The 16,421-nt window shown below is 68.1% G+C and carries 14 protein-coding genes; 5 read left to right on the top strand and 9 right to left on the bottom strand.

All coding sequences use genetic code 11. The features are described from left to right. Window positions 1-73 precede the first annotated feature (73 nt). The 4 genes from ACFOD4_RS01865 to ACFOD4_RS01850 all read left to right on the top strand — a co-directional run bounded on the left by ACFOD4_RS01865 (window position 74) and on the right by ACFOD4_RS01850 (window position 6,998). Window positions 74-3,748 (top strand): indolepyruvate ferredoxin oxidoreductase family protein, encoded by a 3,675-nt coding sequence (locus tag ACFOD4_RS01865; protein ID WP_379593032.1) that lies wholly within the window; start codon window positions 74-76, stop codon window positions 3,746-3,748. 77 nt (window positions 3,749-3,825) lie between these two features. Continuing rightward, entirely contained in the window at window positions 3,826-4,986 is a 1,161-nt protein-coding gene (locus ACFOD4_RS01860; RefSeq protein WP_379593031.1) for an isovaleryl-CoA dehydrogenase, read from the top strand. A 131-nt stretch (window positions 4,987-5,117) separates the two neighbouring features. Then, on the top strand, window positions 5,118-6,524 hold the full coding sequence (locus tag ACFOD4_RS01855; protein ID WP_379593029.1) for an L-serine ammonia-lyase: 1,407 nt from the start codon (window positions 5,118-5,120) through the stop codon (window positions 6,522-6,524). A gap of 126 nt (window positions 6,525-6,650) precedes the next feature. Continuing rightward, window positions 6,651-6,998 (top strand): hypothetical protein, encoded by a 348-nt coding sequence (locus tag ACFOD4_RS01850; protein ID WP_379593027.1) that lies wholly within the window; start codon window positions 6,651-6,653, stop codon window positions 6,996-6,998. A 114-nt stretch (window positions 6,999-7,112) separates the two neighbouring features. Here ACFOD4_RS01850 and ACFOD4_RS01845 read toward each other — a convergent pair whose 3' ends face one another. The 6 genes from ACFOD4_RS01845 to ACFOD4_RS01820 all read right to left on the bottom strand — a co-directional run bounded on the left by ACFOD4_RS01845 (window position 7,113) and on the right by ACFOD4_RS01820 (window position 11,881). Then, window positions 7,113-7,904, bottom strand: coding sequence for an exodeoxyribonuclease III (locus ACFOD4_RS01845; protein ID WP_379593025.1), 792 nt, complete (start codon window positions 7,902-7,904; stop codon window positions 7,113-7,115). 70 nt (window positions 7,905-7,974) lie between these two features. Continuing rightward, window positions 7,975-8,640, bottom strand: coding sequence for an MBL fold metallo-hydrolase (locus tag ACFOD4_RS01840; protein WP_379593023.1), 666 nt, complete (start codon window positions 8,638-8,640; stop codon window positions 7,975-7,977). A gap of 47 nt (window positions 8,641-8,687) precedes the next feature. Beyond that, window positions 8,688-9,320, bottom strand: a complete 633-nt coding sequence (locus ACFOD4_RS01835; RefSeq protein ID WP_379593021.1) for an SAM-dependent methyltransferase — start codon at window positions 9,318-9,320, stop codon at window positions 8,688-8,690. Further along, window positions 9,317-10,075, bottom strand: a complete 759-nt coding sequence (locus tag ACFOD4_RS01830; RefSeq protein ID WP_379593019.1) for a PIG-L deacetylase family protein — start codon at window positions 10,073-10,075, stop codon at window positions 9,317-9,319. The genes ACFOD4_RS01835 and ACFOD4_RS01830 overlap by 4 nt, the downstream gene beginning before the upstream one ends. After that, the gene (locus ACFOD4_RS01825; protein ID WP_379593017.1) at window positions 10,072-11,235 is read right to left on the bottom strand and encodes an acyl-CoA dehydrogenase family protein; all 1,164 of its coding nucleotides are present in this window, start codon (window positions 11,233-11,235) and stop codon (window positions 10,072-10,074) included. The genes ACFOD4_RS01830 and ACFOD4_RS01825 overlap by 4 nt, the downstream gene beginning before the upstream one ends. A 103-nt stretch (window positions 11,236-11,338) precedes the next feature. Further along, entirely contained in the window at window positions 11,339-11,881 is a 543-nt protein-coding gene (locus tag ACFOD4_RS01820) for a cytochrome b (protein ID WP_379593015.1), read from the bottom strand. Between the two features lie 78 nt (window positions 11,882-11,959). Here ACFOD4_RS01820 and ACFOD4_RS01815 point away from each other — a divergent pair, with 78 nt between their 5' ends. Continuing rightward, the gene (locus tag ACFOD4_RS01815) at window positions 11,960-12,814 is read left to right on the top strand and encodes a glycosyltransferase family 2 protein (protein WP_379593013.1); all 855 of its coding nucleotides are present in this window, start codon (window positions 11,960-11,962) and stop codon (window positions 12,812-12,814) included. Between the two features lie 6 nt (window positions 12,815-12,820). Here ACFOD4_RS01815 and ACFOD4_RS01810 read toward each other — a convergent pair whose 3' ends face one another. The 3 genes from ACFOD4_RS01810 to ACFOD4_RS01800 are packed head-to-tail and all read right to left on the bottom strand — an operon-like array spanning window position 12,821 to window position 16,097. Next, a complete protein-coding gene (locus ACFOD4_RS01810) occupies window positions 12,821-13,870 on the bottom strand; it encodes a hypothetical protein (RefSeq protein ID WP_379593011.1) in 1,050 nt (349 codons plus the stop codon). Next, window positions 13,867-14,916, bottom strand: a complete 1,050-nt coding sequence (locus ACFOD4_RS01805; protein WP_379593009.1) for a glycosyltransferase — start codon at window positions 14,914-14,916, stop codon at window positions 13,867-13,869. The genes ACFOD4_RS01810 and ACFOD4_RS01805 overlap by 4 nt, the downstream gene beginning before the upstream one ends. Next, window positions 14,916-16,097 (bottom strand): glycosyltransferase, encoded by a 1,182-nt coding sequence (locus ACFOD4_RS01800; RefSeq protein WP_379593007.1) that lies wholly within the window; start codon window positions 16,095-16,097, stop codon window positions 14,916-14,918. Before ACFOD4_RS01800 ends, ACFOD4_RS01805 begins: the two co-directional genes overlap by 1 nt. Window positions 16,098-16,421: the final 324 nt, after the last annotated feature.

The following is a 16,421-nucleotide window of genomic DNA, read 5'->3' as shown; positions in this document are numbered from 1 at the left end:
CCCGATGCGCGGTGGCCCCCGGCACACCAGATCAAATCCCGTCGTCACGATCCGGCTCACGGAGATCCGAGTGATGCCCAATGACAGCGTGGCCTTCGCTTCCTCGGACCGATCCTACCTTTCGGGGATCCAGGCGCTTGTGCAGCTTCCAATGCTGCAACGGCAGCGCGATGCCAGGGCAGGGCTGAACACGGCGGGCTTCATCTCGGGCTATCGCGGCTCGCCGCTCGGCAATCTGGACCAGTCGCTCTGGCGCGCTCAACACAAGCTGGATGAGCACCGCATCCACTTTCAGCCGGGCGTGAACGAGGAACTGGCGGCCACGGCGGTCTGGGGCACGCAGCAGGTCAACCTTTTTCCGGGCGCCAGGTACGACGGCGTTTTCGCCATGTGGTACGGCAAGGGCCCAGGAGCGGACCGCAGCGTGGACGTGTTCAAGCACGGCAACGCGGCCGGAACCGCGCCGCATGGCGGTGTTCTGGTCGTGGTGGGTGATGACCACGGCGCGAAATCTTCTTCGCTGCCGCATCAGAGCGACCATATCTTCACCGCCGCCATGATCCCGGTGCTCAACCCTGCGGGTGTGCAGGAATTCCTGGATTTTGGGCTGCATGGCTGGGCCATGTCTCGTTTTTCCGGCTGCTGGGTGGCCATGCGCGCCATCGCGGACACGGTGGAAACCTCCGCCTCCGTGGTGCTGGACCCGTTCCGCGTGGAAACACGGGTGCCAGGCGACTTCGAGGTTCCCGAAGGTGGCCTGTCGATCCGTTGGCCCGATCCGCCATTGGACCAGGAATGGCGGCTGCAGCATTCCAAGGTCTATGCCGCCATGGCCTATGCGCGTGCCAACGGCCTCAACCGCACCGTTTTCAACAGTTCCCGGGCCCGCTTCGGCATCATCACCACGGGTAAGTCCTACCTGGATGTGAGGCAGGCGCTGGATGCGCTGGGCATCGATGCCGCGCGGGCGGCGGAGATCGGCCTGCGACTGTTCAAGGTGGGCATGACCTGGCCGCTGGACCCCGAGGGAGTTCGCCGCTTCGCGGAAGGGCTGGAGGAAATCCTGGTGGTGGAGGAAAAGCGCCAGGTCATCGAGTACCAGCTCAAGGAGGAGCTTTATAATTGGCGCGAGGATGTTCGCCCTCGCGTCACCGGGAAGTACGATGAATCGGGCGAATGGGATCAGTTGGGTCGCGACTGGCAGCTTCCGGCCGCGGGGGAGCTGACGCCCGCTGTCATCATGCGCGTCCTGGCACGCCGCCTTGGGCGCTTCCACCAGGATGATCGCATCCATGAGCGGTTGGCATTGCTGGAAGCCCGGGAAGCCGCGCTGGCGGCGCCGCGAGCCAGCGCCGTGCAGCGTCTTCCGCACTACTGCTCCGGTTGCCCGCACAATACCTCAACCAGGGTGCCTGAGGGGAGCCGTGCGCTGGCGGGGATCGGCTGCCACTACATGGCGCTATGGCTGAATCCGGAGCAGACCCGCACCTTCAGCCAGATGGGCGGCGAGGGCGTGCCCTGGGTGGGGCAGGCGCCCTTCACCGAGACGAAGCACGTTTTCGCCAATCTGGGCGACGGCACCTATTCGCATTCCGGCCTCCTGGCGATCCGCCAGGCGGTCGCCGCCAAGGTGGCGATCACCTACAAGATCCTGTTCAACGACGCCGTCGCCATGACCGGTGGGCAGCCGGTGGAAGGCAGCCTGACCGTGCCGCAGATCGTCCGCCAGGTCGCCGCCGAGGGGGTGGAGCGTGTGGTGGTGGTGGCCGACGATCCTTCCCGCCACCCGGCCGGGACTTTGCCTGCCGGGGTACCGCTGCATCACCGGCGGGGCTTGGATGCGGTCCAGCGCGAGCTGCGAGACTATCCGGGCGTATCCGTGCTGGTCTACGACCAGACCTGCGCGGCAGAAAAGCGGCGCCGCCGCAAGCGCGGCCTGATGCCAGATCCGGCGCGGCGGGTCGTCATCAATGACCGGGTCTGCGAAGGCTGCGGCGACTGCAGCACCAAGTCGAACTGCCTGTCGGTGGTGCCGCTGGAAACCGAGTTCGGGCGCAAGCGCGAGATTGACCAATCCTCGTGCAACAAGGATTTCTCCTGCCTCGAGGGGTTCTGCCCCAGCTTCGTCACGGTTGAGGGGGGTGCGCTCCGCAAGGGGCGTGCCGCTGAGCCGGGTGGCGGACTGGGAGCAGCAGGCGGGCATGCGTCGGTCGGCGGCCGCGGCGATGGCGAAGCGCAGGAGATGCCGGGCCGCGGTCATGCTGCGGCATGGGGCCGGCCGACATTTGCCGAAGACGGGAACGCCGTCCTGCCTGAGCCGGAGCTTGCCGCGGCTCACGCGCCCTATGGCATCCTCGTGACCGGTGTGGGCGGCACCGGTGTCGTCACCATCGGCGCATTGCTCGGTACCGCCGCGACGCTGGAAGGCAAGGCCGTCTCGACATTGGACATGGCCGGGCTGGCGCAAAAGGGCGGGCCGGTCTGGTCGCATGTACGAATCGCCACGCGGCAGGAGGACCTGCACGCCGCCCGGATCGCAACGGGGGAGGCCCAGCTGTTGCTGGGCTGTGACATCGTTGTCGCGGTGGCAAAGGATTCCCTTTCCAAGTTGCGCCCCGGAGTGTCGCGCGCGGTGGTGAACCGCGATTTTGCTGTAACCAGCGACGTTGTGCGCACCCTGGCGGCGCAGGGCAGAACCGGTGACGCGGTGCACATCGCCGATCCGCGCTTCCCGGTGGCTGAGATGGAGCGGCAGATCCTCGAGAGTGTCGGCACGGGCCGCGCCGATTTCGTGCCCGGCACGCGGCTGGCTACGGCGCTGTTGGGGGATGCGATCGCCTCCAACCTGTTCATGGTGGGCTACGCGTCGCAGAAGGGGCTGTTGCCGGTATCGCCCGCTTCCATCCTGCGGGCCATCGAGATGAATGGCGCTGCGGTTGGGATGAACCGGAGCGCCTTCGCGTGGGGTCGTCGCTGCGCCCTGGACCCTGCGGCGGTGGAACGGCTGGCGACCCCGCCCGAGGCAAGATCCCCGCAGCAGCGCCTATCCACCAGCCTGGATGAGGTCATTGCCCGGCGCGAGCAGGAGTTGCTGGCCTACCAGGATGCCGCCCTGGCGCAGCGCTACGCCGCGCTGGTGCGGCGGGTGCGGCAGGCGGAGCAGGCTGCGGTTCCAGGGTCAACCGCGCTCGCCGAGGCGGTGGCGCGCGGCTACCACAAGCTGTTGGCCGTGAAGGACGAGTACGAGGTGGCGCGCCTCTACACCGAAACCGGCTTCCTGGAGCATCTGCGCGAGGGCTTCGAGGGACAGTACCGGTTGGTGTTCCATCTCGCGCCACCCCTTTGGTCAAAGCCGGACCCCGAAACGGGGGAGCCTCGTAAACGCGCCTTCAGCGGCCGCTGGGTGTTGCCTGCCTTCCGGGTACTGGCCCGGATGCGGCGTTGGCGCGGCAGCGTGCTCGATGTTTTCCGCCACACGGAGGACCGCCGGCTCGATCGCGATCTGCTGACCGCTTACGAGCAGGATGCGGCCACCATCCTGGCCACGCTGACCGAGACCAACCATGCGATTGCCGTGCAGCTCGCTGCATTGCCTGATCAGATCCGCGGCTACGGGCCGGTCCGGAAGCGGCACGCCGATCATGTGGCGCAGCGGCGTGCGGCGTTGCTCAACGAGCTGAATGGCTCGGAGCGCGTTCCCAGGCCGGGCCGGGGTCCGCCGCGAGCTCCGGTGGTGATGGCGGGCTGATATCCGGGTCGGGGGCCCCAGCCTGGGCCAGGCCAGTCAAGGCCGTTCACGACTCAGCGTGGAAGGGGAGGTCGTTCATGATGTCAGGTCTGGACTTCGGGTTGGGCGAGACGGCCGACGCGTTGCGCGAGCAGGTAGCCGCCTTCGCCGCGGCCGAGATCGCGCCGCGCGCCGCCGCCATCGACGTCGAGAACGATTTTCCCGCTGATCTCTGGCTGAAGTTTGGCGCCATGGGTCTGCTGGGTGTCACGGTGGAGGAGGATTGGGGCGGCGCCGGGATGGGATACCTGGAGCATGTGGTGGCGATGGAGGAGATCAGCCGCGCCTCCGCCTCGGTCGGCCTGTCCTATGGCGCCCATTCCAACCTTTGCGTGAACCAGATCCGTCGCAACGGCAGCGAAGCGCAGAAGCGCCGCTACCTTCCCGGCCTGATCTCCGGCGCGCATGTCGGCGCACTGGCCATGTCGGAACCCGGTGCCGGATCGGATGTGGTGAGCATGCGCCTGCGCGCCGAGCGGCGGGGCGACCGCTATGTGCTGAACGGCAACAAGATGTGGATCACCAATGGGCCGGATGCGGATGTGCTGGTGGTTTACGCCAAGACCGATCCGGAAGCGGGCGCGCGCGGCATCACCGCCTTTCTGGTGGAGAAGGGGTTCAAGGGCTTCTCCACCGCGCAGAAGCTGGACAAGCTCGGCATGCGCGGCTCCAACACTTGCGAGCTGGTGTTCGTGGACTGCGAGGTGCCGGCTGAGAACGTGCTGGGGCAGCCCGGACAGGGGGTCAGGGTGCTGATGTCGGGACTGGATTATGAGCGGGCGGTGCTGGCAGCCGGGCCTCTCGGAATCATGCAGGCCTGCCTCGATATCGTGCTGCCCTACGTGCATGAGCGCCGGCAGTTCGGCAGCCCGATCGGCGAGTTCCAGCTTATGCAGGGCAAAATCGCCGACATGTACACGGTGATGAACGCGGCCAGAGCCTATGTCTACGCTGTTGCCCGGGCTTGCGACGCGGGCAAGGCCACGCGCAAGGACGCCGCCGGCGCCATCCTCTTCGCCGCCGAGAAAGCCACCTGGATGTCGCTGGAGGCGATCCAGGCGCTGGGCGGCAATGGCTACATCAACGAGTATCCGACCGGCCGTCTTCTCCGGGACGCCAAGCTCTACGAGATCGGCGCCGGCACCAGCGAGATTCGCCGCATGCTGATCGGCCGCGAATTGTTCAACGAAACGGCCTGAGGACCGGGGCGCGTGCCCGAGGCGATGTTTCCCCCCGATCTCGGTGCCGCGGGCGAATGGGGTGCCGGCGCGAGGGCTGCCGCTGAAATCGCGCTTGAGCCGCGCCCTTGTTGAGGCTTTGGTGACACGGCATGGCTCAGCTCCCCTCTTCCCCAGCTTCACCGACCCCGCTGCCCTGGGCAGGGTTGTTCGACCTTTTCCGGATCGGCATCGGCCCGTCCAGTTCGCACACCGTGGGACCTATGATCGCCGCCGGGCGCTTCATGGCCGAGTTGCCGCGGCTTCCCTATAGCGGCCTGGTGGTGGATCTCTACGGCTCGCTGGCGCTGACCGGGAAGGGCCATGCCACCGACACGGCCGTGATCCTGGGCCTGCTCGGACAAAGGCCGGACACCATCGACCCGGATGCCGTGGCGGCCTTGCTGGAAGGGTTGCGGTCCCGTGGGAGCCTTGACCTCGGCGATGGACTTGCGGTTCCGTTCCGGCCCGAAGCGGATATCGTCTTCCGCAAGCGGGAAACGCTGCCGCGGCACGCCAACGGCATGGCTTTCACGGTCACCGGTCCCGCCGGCGGCGCAGGGCTGCGCCGGGTGTTCTATTCCATTGGCGGCGGCTTCATCGTCGAGGATGGGGATGAGGGGGAAGCCAAGGGTTTCTCGGCACCCGCCATCCCTTATCCCTTCGGCACCGCGGCGGAGATGCTCTCGATGGCGGCCTCCGCTGGGGTCAACATCGCCGAGCTGCAGCGGCGGAACGAGCGCGCCTTCCGCGACGATGGCGCCATCAGCGCGGGTATCGCCGGCATCTGGTCCGCCATGCGCGACTGCGTGGCGCGTGGTTTGCGGCAGCGCGGCGAACTGCCCGGCGGGCTGAAGGTGCGGCGTCGCGCGCCGGCCCTGTATGAAAGGCTGCAGGCTCGCGCGCAGGCCAACGAGTCCGATCCGATGCGCGGCATGGATTGGGTCAATCTCTACGCGCTGGCGGTCAACGAGGAGAATGCCGCCGGCGGCCGGGTGGTGACGGCCCCCACCAATGGCGCGGCCGGCATCGTGCCGGCTGTGCTGCACTACTACATCGAGTTCGTGCCGGGGGCCGATGAGCGGGGCATCGAAACCTTTCTGCTGGCCGCCTCCGCCGTGGGCTCGCTGATCAAGCGCAATGCCTCGATCTCCGGAGCGGAGGTGGGTTGCCAGGGAGAGGTGGGATCGGCTTCCGCCATGGCCGCTGCCGGGCTCGCCGCAGCCCTCGGCGGCAACAACATGCAGGTGGAGAATGCCGCCGAGATCGGGCTGGAGCACAATCTTGGGCTGACCTGCGATCCGATCGGAGGACTGGTGCAGATCCCCTGCATCGAGCGCAACGCGATCGGCGCCGTAAAGGCGATCAACGCGGCCAGGCTGGCGCTGCACGGGGACGGGGCGCACCATGTGAGCCTGGATCAGGTGATTCGCACCATGCGCGAAACCGGCCATGACATGCTGTCGAAGTACAAGGAAACATCCGAAGGCGGGCTGGCGGTCAACGCGATCGAATGCTGAAGGGCACGGCTGTTATGATGGCGTCGGCGGGCGTAGGGCGGAAAACCACGCTGCGGCATCCTATATGAACATCCAACAGCCATTTGATCTGCCATGCCCGCCCGGGCAAAGGCCACAGGATTGCCAATGCCTAGAAAGTCCGGCGTCGTTCGGAAGCCCGCCCGCTCCAACCCACCCAGGGAAGCGCTGACCCGCATCGCGGAGGTCATCGGCCGGGGCGGCACGCCTGAGCGCGTGGCGAGGGAGGTGCAGAGCATCGTCACCGGTTGGCGCGCCGATGCCGAGATGGATCAGGGCGAGGTTGACGAGTACCTGGCTCAGTGCAGCGAAAGCCTGGCCGAAGGGATCGAGGCTGCCCGCACGCAGATCGACGATGCGGATAGCAGCGACAAGGCAGCGGCGGCGCAGGGCGCGCGCTCCCTGGCCGCGCTGGAAGCGGCCTACCGGGCGATGAGCGACACTTCGCGCCACTGAACTGGCCGGCCTTTGTGGCTCGGCCTTGGCGGCGGCAACGGAGCGGCGTTGCTGCCCTGATCGCCCCGGAACACGGACGGTTTCCAGCCACTTAGGCCTTCAAGCCATCGAGGATCAGCGCCGCGACGCCGCTTTCGGTGGCCTGAGCCTGATCCAGGCTGGCGCATGGTCGCTCGCACCCGGCTCGCCCCGGACCCAGCGGTCGACGCCGGCGTCCAGCAGCCGTCCGGACACGGCGGGGCTGAGCAGCAGGTGATCAAGGCGCAGGCCTGCATCGCGTGCCCAACGGTCGCGCTTGTAGTCCCAGAAGGTGTAGCTGCCGGCTCCGCCCTTTTCCGCCAGGGCGTCGAGCCATCCCTGCTTCAGCAGCCGGCGAAAAGCCGCTCGGCTGGCAGGTTGCAACAGGGCATCGCGGCTCCAGGAGCGCGTCGGGTAGATGTCTGCATCGGTTGGAACGACGTTATAGTCGCCGGCCAGCACCGCGGGGATGCCGGCCGCCATGAGGGTCTCCGCATGTCCGATCAGCCGGTCGAACCAGGCCAGCTTATAGGCGAACCTTGGGCCCGGCTGTGGGTTGCCGTTCGGCAGATACAGGCAGCCGACCAGAACCCCGTTCACAGCGGCCTCGATGTAGCGCTTCTGCTTGTCGGATGCGTCGCCCGGAAGCGACCGCCGCGTCAACACGGGGCAGGCGCCCCTGGCAAGGATGGCGACACCGTTCCAGCTTCGTTGACCTTCCCACACGGCGCCGTACCCTGCGGACTGGATGGCCCGCAGGGGGAAAGCCTGCTGATCCGCCTTCAGTTCCTGGAGGCAGACCACGTCGGGCGCGGCCTTTTCGAGCCAGTGCAGCAGGTTCGCCAGCCTGCGGTTCACGTTGTTGACGTTGAACGTTGCGACCTTCATGCCTGCCTTCCTTGTTCTCGGGAAAGCAGGGCCAGGTCGCGGGTTTCGCTGATCCGCCGAGGCGCCGTCGCTAGGCCCGGCCGTTGAGGAATGGATTGCTTTCGCGCTCCTCGCCGAAGCTGGAGCCCGGACCATGGCCGCACAGGAAGCGCATCCCGTCGCCGAGCGGAAGCAGCTTGTCCTTGATGGAGGCCATCAGCGCGGCATGGTCGCCGTAGGGGAAGTCAGTGCGCCCGACTGAGCCGTGAAAGATCACATCCCCCACCAGCGCGACCTGCAGCGCGGTGGAAACGAAAGCCACATGGCCGGGAGTGTGTCCGGGGCAGTGCAGCACGGCGAACTCCTGTCCGGCGATGGACACCGTGTCGCCCTCAGCCAGCCAGCGATCCGGAGTGACGTTCTCCAGGCCGTCGATGCCGAAGCGCGCGGCCTGATCTTCCAGAGCGTCGAGAAGGAATGCGTCGCGGCGATCCGGCCCCTCGATCGGCACGTCCTCGCCCTGCCGGGCCTGCAATTCACGCTTCAGCGCGGCAGCCCCGCCGGCATGGTCCAGATGCCCATGGGTGAGCAGGATGCGGTCCACCTTGCAGGCCGCCCGATCCAGCGCGGCCAGGATGCGCGGCACGTCGCCGCCCGGATCGATCACGACGCCGTGCCCCGCTTCCGCGTCCCAGATGAGGGCACAGTTCTGCTGCAGGGGCGTGACGGGGATCTGGGTGGCCTGGAGTTGCGGCATGCGCCTTGCCTGCCATGCGACGCCGCAAGGGTCAACGCCTGCGCCGATCAGGGCGTGCCATGCGATTCAGGCTGCACCTTCGACGGACAGGCCCTGCCGGGCCGGCGCAGGATGTCGATGCGATACTGCGCGTTGGCGGATGCGTGGATCGGCAGCAGCATCGGCGCGGCCGCGAGAAAGGCGGCTGTGGCGGCATCGCCGGTGAGCGGGAAGGGCGGTTCCGCCAACGGGCGCCAATGCACCAGTGCCACATCGCCGCCGGGTTGCAGGCAGGCTGCCGCGCGCCGCGCAACGGTGCCGACATCGCACGGCGACAGGTAGTAGAGCAGCTCCGAGATCAGCACGAGGTCAAAGGATCCGTCGGGCCAGTTCTCAGGGATTCTGCCCTGGCGAAAGCACACCGACGGGTTGCCGGCCAGTCGCTGGCGGGCGAGGCGCAGCGGCGCGGCAGCGGCATCCATGGCCAGGAGGCTATCGCATCGGGAGGCCAGCAGCGCTGTCAACACGCCGATGGAGCAGCCGGCCTCGAAGATGCGCCCGTAGCGGCGGCGGGGCAGGGCTGCCAGCGTCGCATGGTACTTCGCTTGCTCGTAGTCGCTGGTCTCGAAGCGCCAGGGATCGTCGGAGGCGGCGTAGAGCGCATCGAAGTAGTCGTTCGGCAGGGAAGGATCATCCTTCATGCTACCGGTTCCAAATACACTTCGAACGGGCGTTGCAACACCGCCAGCGCCGCCTCCGACAGCCGGAAGCCATCTGGGTCGTCGTCGATCAGATCGCTTGTCTGACTGCGATGTTCGCCCACGGCACGCAACTTGGTGTCGCGAAATGCGGTGATATCGAGCCTTGCTCCGCGAGGCGGACCAGGCCATTCGCGCGGTGGCAGGGGGGGCATGCCGGGTCCCATCTCCGGATAAAGGTACCTCCAGCTCCAGACCGGATAGGCCAGGAGGCGGGCGCCGGAACACTGCGCGGCGTCCTGAGCGATCGCCCAGCTCGCTTCATGATCCTTGTGCGGATCAAGGCCGAGCGGGCTCAGGATGGTGCGCGGGCGGAGGTCGAGGATGGTGGAAACAGCCTCCCGCAGCCGTGGACCGGACGCCGGAACATCGCCGTCCGGGTATCCTGCCAGGCGCAGCCGCTCAGCCGGCAGGCCCAGCGCCGCGACTGCCCGGGCCGCTTCCTGCGCCCGCATCGACCGGAGCGCCGGGGCAGGCACCCGGCGCGAACCGGGATGGGACCCGGCCCCGTCGGACAGGATCAGTACTCCGGCAGGCCGGCCCGCCGCGGCCAGCGCCGCCAGCAATCCTCCGCAACCAAGGGCTTCATCGTCGGGATGCGGCGCCAGAACCAGCACCTCGCCATCTTCCGGCAACAATGCGTCGAGGCTCACAAGCGGCAGCGCCTCGGCCGCCCGCATGTAGTCCGCCGCCATCATCGCGGCGCGTCCTGATCCCATATGTCGCCGGGCTCGGCGGGGTCCTGGAGGCAGGCGGCCGCTCCTGCCATCAGGGCACGGTCCGGGCCAGGCTGCCGCAGATAGGTGGCCAGGTCGCGCGAGATGCGCTCGGCGGGGGAAGGCCGGCACTGGGCCGCCAGGCCGATGGAGCGTTGCGTCAACTCCAGCACCGCAAGCGCTGCCTCCTCCACGGCACCCCGGGCGAGATCCACATAGGCGAGCAGCCGCCCGGCGTCGCAGACCCCGGTCTCGGCAAGCTCCGCCGCGCGCGCGACCCAGAGCCGCGCCGTTTCCAGCGCGGTGACCGCCTGCCCGAACCGCGTCCCCTGATGCGGGTCGGCGCCGCGTCCGGTGGCGCGCAGATGCTGGCGCAATGCTGAGACCAGCGCCTCGGCGCCGCCCAGCTGCACAGCAAGGAAGCGCCACGCTCCGGCGGAAAAATCGGGCTGGGCAAAATAGGCATCCGGCTCCCCCAGGATCATGTCCGGCGTCACGATCATGCCTTCAAAGCTGAAATGCCCGGTGGCCGAGGCGCGCATGCCGGCGGCGGTCCAGGGCGCAAGGTCCGCCCGGTGCTGCTGGGTGTCGAGCGGCAGCAGCAACATGGAAGCCGGGCCGCCATCCCCTTGCCGCGCGGTGATAAGCGCCCGGGCGACCAGCCCGGCGCCAGAGCAGTAGATCTTGCTGCCATGCAGCATGGAATCGGGCCCAAGCCAGGTGCCACCACCCGGCATCTCGGCATTCCACACGCCGAAGAGCCGCCCATCCCGCGCGGCGGCGGCGGCAGCTTTCCGCTGGACGGCGTTGCCGTGCAGCATCACCAGGCGCAGCGCGTTGACATGCCCTTCATACAGCCGGCCGAGAGGCAGGCTACCACGGCCGACGAGCCGCAGCGCCGTCATCAGTGCGGTGGCCTTGCCCGGCTCGATACCCCAGCCAGCCCCGCCCAGTTCGCTGGGCAGCGGCGCCGTCATCAGCCCGGCCGCCGCCATGTCGGCCAGGTCAGCCTCCGGATAGGGGGCAGCGTCGGCATCCAGCGCCGCCGCGCGCTCCTGCACCGCGGGCAGAAGGTGCCGCAACCGACGCAACAGGATCGCGTCCCGGCCAAGTGGGCCGGATACGGGCGGCAGATGGGTCAAGCGTGGCATCCTTTCGGGCAGGGGACCGACAGCGGTGCCGGTGCGGCGGGAAAGGAAAGCCTGGCAACGGGAGGAAGGTTGCGAACTCGGCGCCAGGGCTGGTTCACGGGGACCGGCGCCGCTGCGGCGGCACCATGCGATCAAGCAGCCCATCACGGCGGATGGCGACGTGCCAGGCCGTGGCGGCGACGTGCAGGATCAGAAGAGCGTAGAGGGCGAACTGCCCCGACACATGGATGGTGTTGGCCGCCACCCCCAGCGCATCGTTCCGCGGGAGGCCCGGCAGGGACAGCAGCCCGAACAAGGGCACGGGCTGGCCATTGCCCGCCATCAGGTAGCCCGTTACAGGCATGACCAGCAGCACGGCGTAGAGCAGTGCGTGGTTCAGCCGGGCGATGATGCGCATGAAGCGGGTGGTGCCCTCAGGGTAATCCGGCGCACGGTGCCGCCAGCGCCAGGTAAGCCGCAGCAGCACCAGCAGAAACACGCTGATGCCAAAGGATTCATGCATCAGGTACCAGAAGACGCGGGTCTCACCCGGCGGAAAATTCTCCGCTACCCAGACAAAGGGCAGCAGGCCGCAAAGCAGGGCCGCGGTCAGCCAGTGCAGAGCCTGGGTCAGGCCGGCATAGCGCTCGATGTCCATGCCGGCTGCAACCCGTAACTCAACCTTTTCGTTGCAGCCTGCCGGCAGGCTGTGCCGCGATGATCGGGAGCATAGGGTGTGGATGTGACCGTGCTCACCATGGCCAAGGGCAGGAACGAGGCCTTGCGGGGCTTGCTCGCCGGGTTGGTCAGGGGCGACGCCTTCCCGGAGGCCGCCGTGCTGGTGGACCTCGATCCCCAGCGGAGGTCGCTGCCGACCCTGCCTTTTCCCCTGCGCCACCGGCACTGCCCCGCAACGGAACTGCCGCTGGCCGCAGCGCGCAACCGGGCCGCTTCCGAGGCGGCAACCGAAGGGCTGATCTTTCTGGATGCCGACTGCATCCCGGCGCCGGAACTGGTTCGCGTGATGTCGGCGACACTCGATCAGCATGACGCGCTGATCTGCTGCGAGGTGCTTTACCTGCCTCCCGGCCATGGAGGGCCGGGTGCCGAGCTGCGGAAGATGGAGGCGAACGGAGTTCCGCATCCGCATCGGCCTTTCCCGCCTGGCGGTCTGCGGCGGGAACCCAATACCGGGCTGTTCTGGTCGCTTGCCTTTGCCGTGCGGCGCAGCAGCTTCGAGGCCCTGGGCGGCTTCGACACGGCCTACACAGGATACGGCGCCGAAGATACCGACCTGGCCTTCCGCGCCGCCGCGCGCGGCCTGCCACTGCTGCTGAGCGGACAGGCCAGGGTATTCCACCAGCACCATCCCGTTTACGATCCGCCCCTGCAGCACTTTGCGGATATCCTGGCCAATGCGCGCCGCTTCCATTCCAGGCACGGCATGTGGCCGATGGATGGGTGGCTTCAGGAATTCGCCGACGCCGGCTTTATCCGGTGGTCGCCGCGATCGGCGGAGATCCGGCTGCTGCGGCAACCTACGGAAAGGGAGGTGGCGGCGGCACTGTGTCCACCAGATCGGCTGTTCTGATCCGCCTCAGCGGATGCCGTAGCGGCTTACTGCTTCATCCGCCTGTGCGTCGATAAAGGCGGCGGTGCGTTGCGCGGCTCCGGCTGTGTACAGGGCGGCGATGCGTCCCGGTTCCAAGGCCAGCGCCGCATCCAGCAAAGCGGGCCAGTCCGTTGCCGGCGGCCAGCCGGGCAGCACCACTGCCGCGCCCAGCGCCTGCAGGCGCGCTGCTTTGCTTTCCTGCTCGGCAAAGGGACGCGGTTCGGGAATGCAGACAAAGCGCTTGGCGTGGGCCGCAACCTCCGACAGCACACCGTCGCCGCAGCCACCGACAACCACGTCGGCTGCTTGCAGGCGCGGAACGACATCCTCCACCCAGCCCAGCCAGCACAGGTTGGGCGTTGCGCCGACATCCGGACGGACCGGCCCGGCGACTTCCCATTTCCAGCCCGGTGTGGCGGCCGCCGCGGCGGCAAGCGCTGCGCCATCCTGCATGCCGCTGCCGCGCCCCAGCAGCACGAGGATGCGCCGCCCCAGTGGGCGCGGTGGCGGCGGCGCGGGTGCCTCGGCCAGGAAGCCAGCGTGGAAGCTGCGGTCCCGCACCCAGCCTGGCAGATCGGCGTCGTCCAGCGTTTCAGGAAACGGGGCGATCAGCGCTTCGCTGGCTTCGAAACCCGCCAGATGCGGCGCGTCGTCGCGGCGGCCGGCCAGCCGCATGGACACCACCGGCGTGCCGCAGATGCGCGACAACAGGATCACCTCCACGGACACATCCACCACCATCAGCGCCGGGCGGTTCTCGGCGATCCAGCCGGCCAGGATTGCCGCCCGGTTCCGCAAGCCTGCACCGCCGGGCGGTGCGTAGTGCAGGGCGGAAGACTCCGGAAGATCACGGGGGCGGGACGGCACGTTGGGAAGTGCGTCGTCCGGCAGTCGGAGAAAGGATGGGTCGCAGCCATCCGGCAAGGGCAGGCTGCCGATCAGCCGGCAAGGACGCCGCAGCTGCGAAGCGATGACCCGCGCGCGCTGCCAGTGTCCCCAGCCCTGATGATGCACGTAGTAGCCGATCGGCCTCACGCGACCCGTTCCGGCTCAGCCAGTGCGCGCATCTCCCGCATTGCCGCAACCATCTCCTGCTGTGCCGCGGTGCCCGTCGGCAGCAACCGGCAAACTCGGGCAACGCAGGCAATGTCGTTGGGGCTTTCCGCGGCGATCCGGGTCAGCGAGGCGGCTTCAAGGCCCAGGTATCCGGCCAGATCAGGCAACCGGCCAGAATGGAAGCCGTCCCGGATGGCACGGCGGGTGCGAGCCAGCCGGAGCCAGTGGCTGGCCGCGGGCAGGTGGTAAGCATCGGCCGGAGCAGTGGCCCATCGCCTCATCTCCGCGGCCATGCCTCCTTCGGCACGGCCATGCTGGCGCGCCGAAACCTCAACCCAGACATCAGGCGCGTGTCGCAGCCGGGCACCGGCCCATTCCAGCGCCTCCACGAGCGCGACATCCTCGCGGCTGCGCAGTGGCGGTACACCCCCCACCGCCCGCAGCCAGGGCAGGGCCACCGCGAGGCTGGCACCGGTGTGGTCGCCGTGTCGGGGGGGCGGATCGTGTGGCAAGGGATCGATGCTGTCGGACAAGGCGCGTACGGCCTGCCAATAGGCGCCGATGTGCGACGCCATCCCGCGGATGGCCGCGGGAAGGGGATTGGAGGACGTATCCTCCGCCTCGATCCGTCCGCCCACCACTTCTGCGCCGGATGCCAGCGCACGCAGGTTGGCGATCAGCCAGCCGGGCGGCAAACGGGCATCCGCATCGGTGCTCAGCACGACGCCAGTCTCGTGGGCGCCCAACTCGCACAGCCAATCGGCACCGGCCTGCACCGCGGCGCGCCGGGCGGAGCCCGCATGGGCCTCGTGCGACGGGAACTCGACTTCCAGGAGGCGCAATTGAAGGCGAGGCTCGGCCGCCGCCAACTCACGTGCCCGTTCCGCAGTGCCGTCCCGGCAATGATTGGCCAGAAGCACAAGGCGGATTGGCGCATCGGCCTCCTGCGCCGCCACCGTGCGGATCAGAGAAGGAATCTCGGAGCGCTCGTCGCGAGCAGGAACACAGATGACGGCGGGTTGCATCACAAGGACTGGCTGGCGACCCGCCCGCCCGGAAGCGGCCGTCGCTGCAGCAAGGCAAGGTAGGCGGCTTCATAGGCGGCGATCATGGTGCCGGCGTCGCAGATGCTCTCGGCACGGCGCCGGCAGGCCGCACGGGACAGCCCTGCCGCCGCCCGGATGCTTCTGGCCAGTGCCGGAACATCATCGGCCGGCGCCAGAACGCCGCATTCGGCATCGAGGATCTGCGGCAGCGCACCGCGCGCGAAGCCAGCGACCGGCGTGCCGGAAGCGAGCGCCTCGGCCACCACAAGGCCGAAAGGCTCCTCCCAGCGCGGGGTACAGACCGCGACGGCCGCGGCGGCAAGCTCCTCCGCCAGACTTGCATGGTCCAGATGACCGATATAGCTGATGGCGCCGCCGAGGCGGGGCGCAACCTCCCCATGCCAGTAGTCCGTGTCACAGATCGCGCCGGCCATCCGTAGCGGCATTCCGGCCATGCGCGCCGCATCGATGGCAAGGTGCGGTCCTTTCTCCGGGACCATGCGCCCGTACCACAGCGCATGGTTTCGCGGCACTGAATGGTTCATGGCGCGAAACCGATCCAGCTCCACGCCGTTCGGCACGATCTCCACATCTTTCCGCCACGGGCGCCATTCCTGCGCCACGGAGGCGGAAACGGCCAGCAGCGGAAGGGCCTCCGGCAGCTGCTCGGCCACCGCGTTGCGCAATTCCGGAAAGGGTGGAGTATGCAGCACGGTCAGCATGGGCGCCGGCAGCAGATGCGCCACATCCACGGGCAGATAGTGGAGCGAGTTATTGTGGATCACGTCTGGCGGATCAATGCGCAGTTTCTGCAGGATGCGCTTGTAGGCACGATGCTCCGCAAGCGCGATGTGCTCCAGGGCCAACTGAGTCTGAGGCTCCCCGGTCGGCGGTCCCATGGTTTCGGGTGAGAGGGCGGGATCGCTGCCCTCGGCGGCGTAAAGCCGCACATCGTGCCCCGCCTGCCGCAGGAGCCGCGCCAGCATGTGGGTGTGCATTTCCAGGCCGCCGGCGAAGGGTTCGCTGATGGGGTACTTCAGATGAGCAATGATGCCGACGCGCATGCAGGCCTGGCCCTCCGGATGGATCGACACGGCCACCGATCCGGCACGCGACGCCGCAATGAACTCTGGATGGTCCAGGAAGTTCCAAGGGCTCAAGGCTTCGGGATGTGCATCCTGAAGCGGAAATTTGCATAAAGGCGGCTCGACCGGGCGCGCGGCACGCCCGCCGGTGCAGCGGCAAACAGGCTGTGGGACGGGAACGCGACGCGCCAGCCTGCCTTGTCAGCATGCTGGTTGCACTGGCGGCGGATCGCCGTCCTCCAGACTCTGACGTGCAAGTCCGGGGCGCGCGGAACCATGCCGCGCGCCCCGTCACATCAACGGGAAGCCTTGTAGAGCTTCTGCGCGATCTCGAACATTTCCTCGGGCGCGTAGTCGGGGGTGAAGGCGGAGGGCACGCCGGTCAGCTGGTGGATCTTG

Origin of the sequence: Teichococcus globiformis (assembly GCF_042646265.1) — a bacterium.
GTDB classification, from domain to species: Bacteria; Pseudomonadota; Alphaproteobacteria; order Acetobacterales; family Acetobacteraceae; genus Pseudoroseomonas; species Pseudoroseomonas globiformis.
Note: the sequence above shows the minus strand (reverse complement) of the source record. Positions and strands in the feature narration are given on the sequence as shown.

Excerpts from the sequence above, each read along its gene's own strand:
- ACFOD4_RS01865 (WP_379593032.1), top strand. The coding sequence starts at position 74 with ATGCCCAATGACAGCGTGGCCTTCGCTTCCTCGGACCGATCCTACCTT.
- ACFOD4_RS01860 (WP_379593031.1), top strand. The coding sequence starts at position 3,826 with ATGATGTCAGGTCTGGACTTCGGGTTGGGCGAGACGGCCGACGCGTTG.
- ACFOD4_RS01855 (WP_379593029.1), top strand. The coding sequence starts at position 5,118 with ATGGCTCAGCTCCCCTCTTCCCCAGCTTCACCGACCCCGCTGCCCTGG.
- ACFOD4_RS01850 (WP_379593027.1), top strand. The coding sequence starts at position 6,651 with ATGCCTAGAAAGTCCGGCGTCGTTCGGAAGCCCGCCCGCTCCAACCCA.
- ACFOD4_RS01845 (WP_379593025.1), bottom strand. The coding sequence starts at position 7,904 with ATGAAGGTCGCAACGTTCAACGTCAACAACGTGAACCGCAGGCTGGCG.
- ACFOD4_RS01840 (WP_379593023.1), bottom strand. The coding sequence starts at position 8,640 with ATGCCGCAACTCCAGGCCACCCAGATCCCCGTCACGCCCCTGCAGCAG.
- ACFOD4_RS01835 (WP_379593021.1), bottom strand. The coding sequence starts at position 9,320 with ATGAAGGATGATCCTTCCCTGCCGAACGACTACTTCGATGCGCTCTAC.
- ACFOD4_RS01830 (WP_379593019.1), bottom strand. The coding sequence starts at position 10,075 with ATGATGGCGGCGGACTACATGCGGGCGGCCGAGGCGCTGCCGCTTGTG.
- ACFOD4_RS01820 (WP_379593015.1), bottom strand. The coding sequence starts at position 11,881 with ATGGACATCGAGCGCTATGCCGGCCTGACCCAGGCTCTGCACTGGCTG.
- ACFOD4_RS01805 (WP_379593009.1), bottom strand. The coding sequence starts at position 14,916 with ATGCAACCCGCCGTCATCTGTGTTCCTGCTCGCGACGAGCGCTCCGAG.